12 protein-coding genes are annotated in these 10436 nt (G+C 71.4%); 2 read left to right on the plus strand and 10 right to left on the minus strand.

The genetic code is table 11. The annotated features are described in order from the left end of the window. Positions 1-3 precede the first annotated feature (3 nt). From I4Q55_RS11410 to I4Q55_RS11430, 5 genes are read right to left on the minus strand one after another with little or no spacing between them, the layout of a single operon-like run. The gene (locus I4Q55_RS11410) at positions 4-414 is read right to left on the minus strand and encodes an Lrp/AsnC family transcriptional regulator (protein WP_206786847.1); all 411 of its coding nucleotides are present in this window, start codon (positions 412-414) and stop codon (positions 4-6) included. Positions 415-438: 24 nt separating this feature from the next. Beyond that, positions 439-1446, minus strand: coding sequence for an ABC transporter substrate-binding protein (locus I4Q55_RS11415; RefSeq protein ID WP_206786849.1), 1008 nt, complete (start codon positions 1444-1446; stop codon positions 439-441). Next, positions 1436-2254 carry an ABC transporter ATP-binding protein gene (locus I4Q55_RS11420; RefSeq protein ID WP_206786851.1) on the minus strand — a complete coding sequence of 273 codons (819 nt, stop codon included), beginning with the start codon at positions 2252-2254 and terminating at the stop codon, positions 1436-1438. Before I4Q55_RS11420 ends, I4Q55_RS11415 begins: the two co-directional genes overlap by 11 nt. Positions 2255-2262: 8 nt before the next feature. Next, positions 2263-3291: an iron chelate uptake ABC transporter family permease subunit gene (locus tag I4Q55_RS11425; protein ID WP_206786852.1), complete on the minus strand. Its 1029-nt coding sequence runs from the start codon at positions 3289-3291 to the stop codon at positions 2263-2265. Next, a complete protein-coding gene (locus I4Q55_RS11430; RefSeq protein WP_206786854.1) occupies positions 3288-4295 on the minus strand; it encodes an iron ABC transporter permease in 1008 nt (335 codons plus the stop codon). The genes I4Q55_RS11425 and I4Q55_RS11430 overlap by 4 nt, the downstream gene beginning before the upstream one ends. Before the next feature lie 161 nt (positions 4296-4456). Between I4Q55_RS11430 and I4Q55_RS11435 the strand changes: the two genes are divergently transcribed. After that, positions 4457-5077: a PadR family transcriptional regulator gene (locus tag I4Q55_RS11435; protein ID WP_206786863.1), complete on the plus strand. Its 621-nt coding sequence runs from the start codon at positions 4457-4459 to the stop codon at positions 5075-5077. Here I4Q55_RS11435 and I4Q55_RS11440 read toward each other — a convergent pair. Next, entirely contained in the window at positions 5017-5826 is an 810-nt protein-coding gene (locus I4Q55_RS11440; RefSeq protein WP_206786865.1) for a class I SAM-dependent methyltransferase, read from the minus strand. The two genes, I4Q55_RS11435 and I4Q55_RS11440, sit on opposite strands and share 61 nt — an antisense overlap. A gap of 114 nt (positions 5827-5940) precedes the next feature. On the opposite strand from I4Q55_RS11440, the gene I4Q55_RS11445 reads away from it, so the two are divergent. Continuing rightward, positions 5941-6786 (plus strand): VOC family protein, encoded by an 846-nt coding sequence (locus I4Q55_RS11445; RefSeq protein ID WP_206786867.1) that lies wholly within the window; start codon positions 5941-5943, stop codon positions 6784-6786. On the opposite strand, the gene I4Q55_RS11450 is transcribed toward I4Q55_RS11445, so the two are convergent. The 4 genes from I4Q55_RS11450 to tsf form a co-directional block, all read right to left on the minus strand. Continuing rightward, a complete protein-coding gene (locus tag I4Q55_RS11450) occupies positions 6783-7667 on the minus strand; it encodes a phosphatidate cytidylyltransferase (protein WP_307793192.1) in 885 nt (294 codons plus the stop codon). The two genes, I4Q55_RS11445 and I4Q55_RS11450, sit on opposite strands and share 4 nt — an antisense overlap. Before the next feature lie 377 nt (positions 7668-8044). Further along, entirely contained in the window at positions 8045-8602 is a 558-nt protein-coding gene (gene frr, locus I4Q55_RS11455) for a ribosome recycling factor (RefSeq protein ID WP_003065592.1), read from the minus strand. Positions 8603-8650: 48 nt separating this feature from the next. Further along, a complete protein-coding gene (gene pyrH, locus I4Q55_RS11460; RefSeq protein WP_013223864.1) occupies positions 8651-9394 on the minus strand; it encodes a UMP kinase in 744 nt (247 codons plus the stop codon). A gap of 117 nt (positions 9395-9511) precedes the next feature. Continuing rightward, the gene (tsf, locus tag I4Q55_RS11465) at positions 9512-10327 is read right to left on the minus strand and encodes a translation elongation factor Ts (protein WP_206786878.1); all 816 of its coding nucleotides are present in this window, start codon (positions 10325-10327) and stop codon (positions 9512-9514) included. Positions 10328-10436: the final 109 nt, after the last annotated feature.

A 10436-nucleotide genomic window follows, 5' to 3' on the forward strand; every position in this document is an offset into this window, starting at 1 on the left:
AGCTCAGGCCTCCGGCTGCGCAGAATGCACCCGCTCCAGCAGGGGCGTCAGGCGGTACGGGACGAGCTCCCGCATGACGAGCGAGATGTTCGTCCGCTCCACCCCGGGCGAAGCGAGGATGTGCCCGGCGATCCGGTAGAGGTCGTCGGCGTCGACGGCCACGACGATCTCGGCGAGGCGCCGCTGGTCGACCTGCGCGTTGACGAACGCCCGCAGCGGGTAGCCCAGCCGCGCGGGGTCGATGCGGCGTTCGAACGACCGGAGGACGCCGCGCTGCTCGAGCCGCGCGAGCCGGGCCTGCACCGTGTTGCGGGACAGGCCCAGCCGCTCGGCCAGCGCGACCGCCGTGGCCCGCGGGTCATCACCCAGCGCTTCGAGCAGGCGCGCGTCGATCTCGTCGATGGTGTCCGGCACGCGCCGATCTTCTCAGAACCTTGTTCAGCCGAGGTACTTCTTGAGGTCGTCGAGAACCTTCATCGCCCCGATCGGGCCCAGCCCGAGGAACCACACCTCGTCGGCGACCGGGATCGCGTGCTGCGCCTTCACCGCGCCGAGCCCGGCCCACAACCCGCTGCTCGTGACGGCCTTCTCGTCCGCGCTCGGGCCCGCGCCGTAGCTGGAGTAGAAGATCCAGTCGGCGTCGGCCTCGTCGATGCGCTCCTTGGAGATCTGCGCCGCGAGCTCGTTGATGTTCTGGTTGGCCGGCCGCGCGAGGCCGACGTCCTTGAGGATCACGCCGATGAAGGACAGGTTGCCGTAGAGCCGGATGTTGCCGGAGAGGAAGCGCAGCAGCGAGATCTTCGGCGCGCCCTTCACCGAAGCCTTCACCTCGTTGGCGCGCTTCTGGTAGTCGTTCAGCAGGCCGACGGCCTTCGTTTCGTCGCCCAGCGCCGCCCCGGCCAGCAGCAGGTTCTCCTTCCACGGGAACCCGGGCCGGATGCTGAACACCGTCGGCGCGATCTTCGACAGCTGCGGGTAGAGGTCCTTGGCGCGCAGCTTGCTGCCGACGATCAGGTCCGGTGTCAGCGCCGCGATCTGCTCGAGGTTGAGGTTGTTGATGTCCCCGACCGCCGGGATGCCCTTGACGCGGTCGGCGAGGTAGGACGGCACACCGCTCTGCCCGGCCGTGGTGGCCATGCCGACCGGGGTGACGCCGAGCGCGAGGACGTCGTCCAGCTCGCCGCTGTCGAGCACGACGACCCGCGTGGGTTTCTTGTCCAGCTTCGTCTTGCCGAGCGCGTGGGTCACCGTGCGCGGGAAGACGCCGGGGCCGACGTCCGCGCCGAGCTTGGCCGTCTCGGTGTCCGCGGTGGAGAACAGCCGGCCGCCGGTGGCGACGTCGGTGTCGCCGACGCCGGAGCTGCTCGGCTTCTCCGGCTGGCCGCAGGCGGCGAGGAGCGTGACCGACACGAGGACGGCGGCCAAAGGTGTCCACTTAGGACGCATCGGGGGTTCCTTCTTCTCGGGGTGTGGCCCGCCGCCTGCCGATCGGGACGACCAGGGGCGTGGCGGAGACCGGGTCTTCGATGACCTGGCAGGGCATGCCGAAGACGTCGGCGACGAGGTCGGCGGTGAGGATCTCGGCGGGCGCGCCTTCGGCGGCGATCCGGCCGTCCTTCATCGCGATCAGGTGGTCGCCGTAGCGGGCGGCCAGGTTGAGGTCGTGCAGGACGATGACGATCGTGCGGCCGTCCTCGGCGTTCAGGTCGGACAGCAGGTCGAGGACCTCGACCTGGTGGGCGATGTCGAGGAACGTCGTGGGCTCGTCGAGCAGCAGCAACGGCGTCCGCTGCGCCAGGGCCATGGCGATCCAGACGCGCTGGCGCTGCCCGCCGGACAGCTCGTCGACCGGGCGGGCGGCCAGCTCGACGGTGTCGGTCGCGGTCAGCGCGCGGGCCACCGCTTCGTCGTCTTCGGCGCTCCAGCGGCGGAAGACGCCCTGGTGCGGGTAGCGGCCGCGGCCGACGAGGTCGGCGACCGTGATGCCCTCGGGCGCGGTCGGCGACTGCGGGAGCAGGCCGAGCACCGTGGCGACGTCCTTGCTGCGCCACGTCGTGATGCCCTTGCCGTCGAGGTAGACCGCGCCCGCCGTCGGGGTGAGCAGCCGGGCGAGGCCGCGCAGGAGCGTCGACTTCCCGCAGGCGTTGGTCCCGACGATCATGGTGACCTTGCCGGGCGGGATCCGGACGGAGAGGTCCTTGACCACGCGCAGCGGCCCGTAGCCGAGGTCGAGGTTCTCGGTGTGCAGTGTCACGGCGTTCCTCACACTCGGCCGGCGCGGTTGGCGGTGGCCAGCAGCCACAGCAGGTACGGGGCACCGACGGCGCCGGTGACGACGCCGACCGGCACCTGCTCGCCGAGCAGGTGCTGGGCCGCGAAGTCGCCCAGCAGCACCACGAGCGCGCCGGTCAGCGCCGCGGGCAGCAGTCCCGCGCGGGCCCCGCCGACGAGCCGGGTCGCGATCGGGTTGGCCACGAAGGCGACGAACGCGACCGGGCCGGCGGCCGCCGTCGCGAAGGCCGCGAGCGCGACGGCGATCAGCAGCAGGGTGACGCGGCTGCGTTCGACGTCGAGCCCGAGCCCGGCCGCGGTGTCGTCGCCGAGCTGGAGCCCGGCGAGGGCGCGGCTCCGCAGCAGCGCCGCGGGCAGCAGGACGACGAGCGCCACCGCGAGCGGCACGACGTGGTCCCAGCTCCGGCCGTTGAGGTTGCCGGTCAGCCACACCAGGGCCTGCTGGGCGAGGGTGACGTCGGCCCAGGTCATCAGGTAGGACACGACGCTGGACAGGACCGCGCCGATGCCGACGCCGACGAGCACCAGCCGGTAGCCGTGCACGCCGCCGCGGCGGGCGAGGAGGTAGATCGTGACGCCGGTGAGCAGCGCGCCGGCCAGCGCCGCGGCCGAGACGACCGCTCCCCCGGCGCCGAACAGCACGATCGCCACGACCGCCGCCGCGCTCGCGCCCTGCGTCACGCCGATGACGTCCGGGCTGGCCAGCGGATTGCGCAGCAGGCGCTGGAAGAGCGCGCCCGACGTCCCGAAGGCGACGCCGACGAGGACGCCGGTGATCGCGCGCGGCAGCCTCAGCTCCGTGACGACGTACGCGGCGCGACCGACACCGTCCCCTCCGAAGAGGAGGCCGGGGAGGTCGCCGAGCGGCACCGGGAAGTCGCCAACGGCCAGGGAAACCGCGAAGACGACCACGATCGCGAGCGTCAGCGCGGCCGAAACGACAACGGCCCGGACCGAGCCGCGCCGACGCGCGGCGGCGACCACCTCGACGGCGTTCACACCGCCACGACCTTCCGGCGCCGCACCAGGAAGACGAACACGGGCGCGCCGACGAGCGCGGTGACGATCCCGACCTGCACCTCGGCCGGGCGCGCGACCACGCGGCCGACGACGTCGGAGACCAGCAGGAGCAGCGGCGCGAGCAACGCCGAGTACGGCAGCAGCCAGCGGTGGTCGGGCCCGGTGACGAGCCACGCGGCGTGCGGGACGGTCAGCCCGACGAACGCGATCGGCCCGGCGATCGCCGTCGCGGAACCGCAGAGCACGACGACGGCGAGCGCGCACACCAGCCGCGCGACGGGCACGTTCTGACCGAGCGAGCGGGCGACGTCTTCGCCCAGGGCGAGCGCGTTGAGCTGGCGGGCGGCGACCAGCGCGAGGAGCACGCCGGCCACCACGAACGGCACGGCCTGGGTGATCGTCGCCGCGTCGCGGCCGGTCAGCGAGCCGACCTGCCAGAAGCGGTACTGGTCGAACGTCGTCTGGTCGGTGAGCAGCAGCGCGCTCGTCACCGAGGCCAGCGCCGCCGTCACCGCGGCGCCGGCGAGGGCGAGCTTCACCGGTGTCGCGCCGGCCCGGCCGAGGGAGCTGATGCCGTAGACGACACCCCCGGCCGCCGCGGCGCCCAGGAAGCCGAACCAGACGTACCCGCCGACGCTGGTGAGGCCGAACGTGCCGATGCCGAGCACCACGAACAGGGCGGCGCCCGCGTTGACGCCGAGCAGTCCCGGATCGGCCAGGGGGTTGCGCGTCGCGCCCTGGATGACGGCGCCCGACAGGCCCAGCGCGAGGCCGGCGAGCACCCCGGCGAGGGTGCGCGGGAGCCGGAGTTCGCGGACGACGAGGTGGTCGGGGTTGCCCGCGTCGAAGTGGAAGAGCGCGTCCAGCACGGTGCCCGGGCTCAGACCCCGGGTGCCGACACCGATGCTGAGCAGCACGGCGGCGGCCACGGCCGCGGTGAGGACCAGCAGCCCGGCCGTGAGCGGGAGCGAGCGGGTCCGCACTGGTCGTTACCTCTGCTAACAGGTGGTTAGGCGTGCCTAATCTAGGTCGCCGGATCTTGGAGACTCAAGTTCCGTGAGCGAGCTCACCGGAGGCGGGTTGCCAGCCGACTGTTTTCGATATATCGTGAACGTGTCGCAACAGTTCGAGAAAGGAACACGACATGCGTAGGCAACGACACCCCTTCGCCCACGAGCGTGGGCGCGCACCTTTCGGGCCCTTCGGCGGTTTCGGCGAGTTCCCCCCGGGCTTCGGCCCCGGTGGCCGCGGTCGCGGCCACGGCCCGCACCGGCGGGGTCACGGCGGACGGCGCAGCCGCCGCGGTGACGTCCGCGCCGCGATCCTGGCGCTGCTCGCCGAGCAGCCCCGGCACGGCTACGAGATCATCCGCGAAATCGGCGAGCGCTCCGGCGGCTTCTGGCGGCCCAGCCCCGGCTCGGTCTACCCGACGCTGCAGCTGCTGGCCGACGAAGGCCTGGTGATCAGCAAGGACGAGCACGGCAAGAAGCTGTTCGAGCTGACCGACGCCGGCCGCGCCGCCGCGGAGCAGCAGGACAGCACGCCGCCGTGGGAGCAGATCGCCCAGGACGTCGACCCGGTCGAGGTCGGGCTCGCGAAGGCGGGCAAGAACCTCGCCGCCGCCGTCGTGCAGATCATGCGCGCGGGCACCGAAAGCCAGCAGGCCCGCGCGGCCGAGGTCCTCAACGACGCCCGGCGCTCGCTCTACGGCATCCTCGGCGAAGACGAGGACGAGTCCGCTTCGGGCGAGGCGGCGGCCGAGTGACCTGGCAGGACGAGGCCGGTGGGCTTCACCCGCGTGTGGACGCGGTAGCCCACCGGCAGCGTCAGGTCTTCGCCGCGATTCCCGTTACGCTGCAAGGACTCCGCGATCGCCTGTTCGGCGACCCGCTTGCTGAACTCGATCTTCAGCACCGCTTCGAGGTCCGCGGCGGTCGCAAACCGCCATTCGGTCGCGACGCGGCGGCAGCCGAACCCGGCCCGGGCGAAGAACCGTTCCACGGCGGCCGGGTCGTAGTGCGGTAGGTCGGCGCGCATCCAGCGACCATAGGGCTCGCTCGTCACGTCGAGGTCGACGATCAGGATCGCGCCGCCCGGCCGCAGCACCCGCTCGGCCTCCGCCAGCCCCGGCTCGCACCCGGGCCCGAAGAAGTACGCGGTGCGCGCGTGCACGACGTCGACGCTCGCGCTGCGGACCGGCAGCCGCTGGGCCCGGCCCATCCGGACGTCCACGTTCGACAGTCCCTCGATCCGCTCGAGTGCGCTGCGCACCAACGGTTCGTGCGGCTCCACCCCCAGCACCGATCGCGCGTCACGGGCGAAGCGCGGCAAGTGAAACCCGTCACCACAGCCGACGTCCAGCACGTCCCGGCCGGTCCAGTCGTGCTCCTCGCGCAGCACCCGCCAGATCTCGCCGGTGCTGTCCTGCGCCCGGTTCTCCAGCTCGTAATCGGCCTGGTAGTACCAGATGTTGGGGCTGGGCACGACCTCCGCGCGCCGCGACGACCACCGCACCCCGCTGCTCCTTCCGGGTCCTCGTCGCCGGCCCGTGCTCTCCCGGTGGCGGATTCTTGGCGGAAAAACTCCCCGATCACGCCTAGAATCCGGTGGGTATCGGGAGGAGCACCCATGGCAATCGGCCCGTCCAGTACCCCGTCCCCGGTCCCGGCCGGAATTCCGTGCTGGATCGAGCTGGCCTGCCGCGAGCAGGCCGTGGCGGAGAGATTCTACGGTGCCCTCTTCGGCTGGGAGTACACCACTCAGCGGGACCCGGCGACCTCCGACGGCCGGTACGCCATCGCGGCGCTCAACACCGTCCCCGTCGGCGGGCTCTACCGCGCGGCCCAGGGCGCCCCGCTGGGGTGGGTGCCGCACATCTCCGTGCCGCACACCGCGAGCGCGGCCGAGTGGGTGGAGCACCTCGGCGGGCAGATCACCCTCGGGCCGGTCACCATCCCGGACCGCGGCACGATCATGCACGCCCTCGACGCGTGCGGCGCGCCGGTGGTGTTCTGGGAGGTGCCGCCGAACTGGGAGTTCATCACCGGCATCCCGAACACCTTCAGCGGCGCCGACCTCAACACCCACGACGGCGTCGCGGCGGATCACTTCTACACCAAGCTGTTCACCTACGGCAGCCATCAGATCGGCGACGGCGAGACGCTCGACTACGTCGAATGGCTCATCGAGCACGAGCCGGTGCTGTACCGGTACGTGATGGGCTCGGAGTACAGCCTGGACACCCCGCCGCACTGGCTCGTGTACTTCGACATCGACCCGGCCCGCGGCGTCGACGCGGTCGCGGGCGAGGCGATCATGCACGGCGGCACGGTGGTGATCCAGCCCTACGACACCCCGTTCGGCCGGATGTCGATCCTCGCCGACCCGGAGGGCGCGGTCTTCGCGGTGATCGACCACTCGCGCGCCACCGAGGGCTGGGGCCGCGCCGAGGTCGACGACCCGTACGACGACTAGACCGGAACGAAAGCCGAAAGCAGCAGCCAGGACACGACGGCCGAGGGCAGCAGCGAGTCGAGGCGGTCCATGATCCCGCCGTGCCCGGGCAGCAGCGTGCCCATGTCCTTGACGCCGAGGTCGCGCTTGATCAGCGACTCGACGAGGTCGCCGAGGGTCGCGGTGAGCACGATGGCGACACCGAAGATCACGCCCTGCCAGACGTGGCCGTCGAGCATCAGGCTGAGCGTCAGCGCCCCGGCCACGACCCCGCCGATCAGCGAACCGGCGAAGCCTTCCCAGGTCTTCTTCGGGCTGATGGTGGGCGCCATCGGGTGCTTCCCGCCGAGCACACCGGCGATGTAGCCACCGGTGTCCGACGCGACGACGCCGATCAGGAAGGTGAGAACCCGCCCGACGCCGTCTTCCGGCGGCACGAGCATCGCCGCGAAGGCGGCGAACAGCGGCAGGTAGGCGGCGGCGAACGTCGAGGCGCTGATGTCGCGCAGGTAGCCCTTCGCCCCGCCGGGCAGCCGCCAGAGCAGGCAAGCGAGCACGGTGAGGACGAACGCGGTGAGCGCGCCTTCCCGCCCGAACGGCCAGGCGAGCCAGATCATCGCCTGCCCGCCGACGAGCACCGGGATCATCGCGACCCGGATGTCGGCGACCCGGCGCAGCACCCCGGCGAATTCGAAGGTGCCGACCGCGATCGCGATCGCGATGATCCCGATCATGAGGTAGCGAACGGTGAGCAGCGAAACGATGATCGCGGCGCCGAGCAGCAACGCGACCCCGATGGCGGCGGGCAGGTTGCGACCGGCCTTGGAGGCCTTCTTGACGGCCTCCGCCGGCGCCGGCGTGTCCGACGCGCCCGAGTCCGAAGCCGCGGGCGGTTGTGCCACAGCGCCACCCGCCTCGCCGGTCCGCAAGGTTGCCGACGTGTCCGCCGCAGCGCCGCCCGCTTCGCCAGTCCGCAAGGCTGCCGGCGTGTCCGCCGCAGCGCCGCCCGCTTCGCCAGTCCGCAAGGCTGCCGGCGTGTCCGCCTCGGCGGTGCCGGCGGCCGACAACCGCGCCGCCTCGCCGGTGCCCGAGGTCTCCGGCACGACCGGCGTCGCCGCCGTCCCACCGGTTTCCGAGGTCGCCGAAGCCCCGGCCGTGCCCGGAAACTCCGGCGTGGCCGGGGTGCCGGCGTCACCCGGCTCCGGCGTCCCGGGCGCGGCCGCCGGGTGTGCTCCGGTGGCGTCCACCCGGTCCTCGCGTTCCTCGCTCACCTGTGCCATCAGACCTCGAGCAGCTCGGCTTCCTTGTGCTTGACCAGCTCGTCGACCTTGTGCACGTAGGTGTCGGTCAGGTTCTGCAGTTCCTTCTCCGCGCGCGCGACGTCGTCCTCACCGGCTTCGCCGTCCTTGGCGATGCGGTCGAGCTCGTCCTTGGCCTTGCGGCGGACGCTGCGGATCGAGACGCGGGCGTCCTCGCCCTTGCCCTTGGCGACCTTCACCATCTCCTTGCGCCGCTCCTCGGTGAGCTGCGGGATGACGATGCGGATGACCTGGCCGTCGTTGCTCGGGTTGACCCCGAGGTCGGACTCCCGGATCGCCTTCTCGATCGCGCCGAGCTGCGACTGGTCGTACGGCTTGATGAGCGCCATCCGGGCTTCCGGCACGTTCACGCTGGCCAGCTGGTTGAGCGGGGTCGGCGAGCCGTAGTACTCGACGACGATCCGCGAGAACATCGCCGACGAAGCCCGGCCGGTGCGAACCGACTGCAGCTCGTCCTTGGCGACGGACACCGCTTTTTCCATCTTCTCCTCGGCATCGAGGAGGGTCTCGTCGATCACGGTCACTCCCGTAGTTGTGATGGGTGGCGCTTGCTGATCCCAGCAGGTCTAGGCCGGCACCCCGGCAGTGGGGGTGCTGACCAACGTGCCGATTCTTTCACCACTCACCGCGCGGGCGATGTTCCCCTCGGTGAGCAGGTTGAACACGATGATCGGCATGTTGTTGTCCATGCACAGGCTGAACGCCGTCGCGTCGGCGACCTTGAGGTCGCGCTCCAGCACCTCGCGGTGGGTGATCTCGCGGAACATCTCGGCGGTCGGGTCGGCCTTCGGGTCCGCGGTGTAGACGCCGTCGACGGCCTTCGCCATCAGCACGGCCTCGCAGCCCAGTTCGAGCGCCCGCTGCGCGGCCGCGGTGTCGGTGGAGAAGTACGGCATGCCGACCCCGGCGCCGAAGATCACGACGCGGCCCTTCTCCAGGTGACGCTCGGCGCGGCGCGGGATGTAGGGCTCGGCGACCTGGCCCATCGTGATGGCGGTCTGCACGCGGGTGGGCAGGCCCTCCTTCTCCAGGAAGTCCTGCAGCGCCAGGCAGTTCATCACGGTGCCCAGCATCGCCATGTAGTCGGCGCGGTCGCGGTCCATGCCGCGCTGCGACAGCTCCGCGCCCCGGAAGTAGTTGCCGCCGCCGATCACGACCGCGACCTGGACACCGGTGCGGGCGACGTCGGCGATCTGCTGGGCGACCGAGTGGACGACGTCCGGATCGACACCGATCGAACCACCGCCGAACATCTCGCCGCCCAGCTTCAGCAGCACCCGCCGGTAGCCACCTTCGACCCGGTCACCCATCTATGTCGCCTCCTACGCCCTTCGCGCGTGCTTTTCTTCTCTGGACCCGACAGTGCCCCGTCCCCGATGGACGGAGACGGGGCACTGTGGGTGTAGAACCTACGCCCTGGCCTGAAGTCAGGCCTGGCCGACCTCGAAGCGCGCGAACTTGGTCAGGGTCACGCCGGCCTCGTCGAGCAGGGCCTTGACGGTCTTCTTGTTGTCCTTGACCGACGGCTGCTCGAGCAGGACGTTGTCCTTGTAGTAGGCGTTGACCTTGCCCTCGATGATCTTCGGCATGGCCTGCTCCGGCTTGCCCTCTTCGCGGGCGGTCTGCTCGGCGATGCGGCGCTCGTTCTCGACGATCTCGGCCGGCACCTCCTCGCGGGTCAGGTACTTCGCGCGCAGCGCGGCGACCTGCATGGCGGCACCGCGGGCGGCCTCGGCGTCGTCACCGGTGAACTCGACGAGCACGCCGACGGCCGGCGGCAGGTCGGAGCCGCGGCGGTGCAGGTAGGTGGCGGTCTGGCCCTCGAAGGCCACGACGCGGCGCAGCTCGAGCTTCTCGCCGATGCGGGCCGACAGCTCCTGGACGACCTCGTTGACGGTCTTGCCGTCGAGCTCGGCACCCTTCAGCGCCTCGACGTCGGAGGTCTTGAGGGTCTTCGCGACCTCGACGATCTTCGCGGCGAGCGCCTGGAAGTCGGCGTTCTTCGCGACGAAGTCGGTCTCGGAGTCGAGCTCGATGAGGACGCCGCCGTCGCCGGTGACCAGGCCCTCGGCGGTGGCGCGCTCGGCGCGCTTGCCGACGTCCTTGGCGCCCTTGATGCGGAGGAACTCGACGGCCTTGTCGAAGTCGCCGCCGTTCTCCTCGAGGGCCTTCTTGCAGTCCATCATGCCGGCGCCGGTCATCTCGCGCAGGCGCTTCACGTCAGCGGCGGTGTAGTTCGCCATTCTGGTAAATCCGTCCTTTGCAGGAAATCTGTGGGTTGCTACGCCGGTGGGGGCGGCCCCCGGGGGCGGCCCCCCCGGCGGGGGGGGGGCCGGTGGGGGGGGGGGCCGG

It is taken from the genome of Amycolatopsis sp. MtRt-6 (assembly GCF_017308975.1).
GTDB lineage: Bacteria > Actinomycetota > Actinomycetes > Mycobacteriales > Pseudonocardiaceae > Amycolatopsis.

Coding starts and splice junctions, on each gene's coding strand:
- I4Q55_RS11415 (WP_206786849.1), bottom strand. CDS start 1,446: ATGCGTCCTAAGTGGACACCTTTGGCCGCCGTCCTCGTGTCGGTCACG.
- I4Q55_RS11435 (WP_206786863.1), top strand. CDS start 4,457: ATGCGTAGGCAACGACACCCCTTCGCCCACGAGCGTGGGCGCGCACCT.
- I4Q55_RS11445 (WP_206786867.1), top strand. CDS start 5,941: ATGGCAATCGGCCCGTCCAGTACCCCGTCCCCGGTCCCGGCCGGAATT.
- pyrH (WP_013223864.1), bottom strand. CDS start 9,394: ATGGGTGACCGGGTCGAAGGTGGCTACCGGCGGGTGCTGCTGAAGCTG.
- tsf (WP_206786878.1), bottom strand. CDS start 10,327: ATGGCGAACTACACCGCCGCTGACGTGAAGCGCCTGCGCGAGATGACC.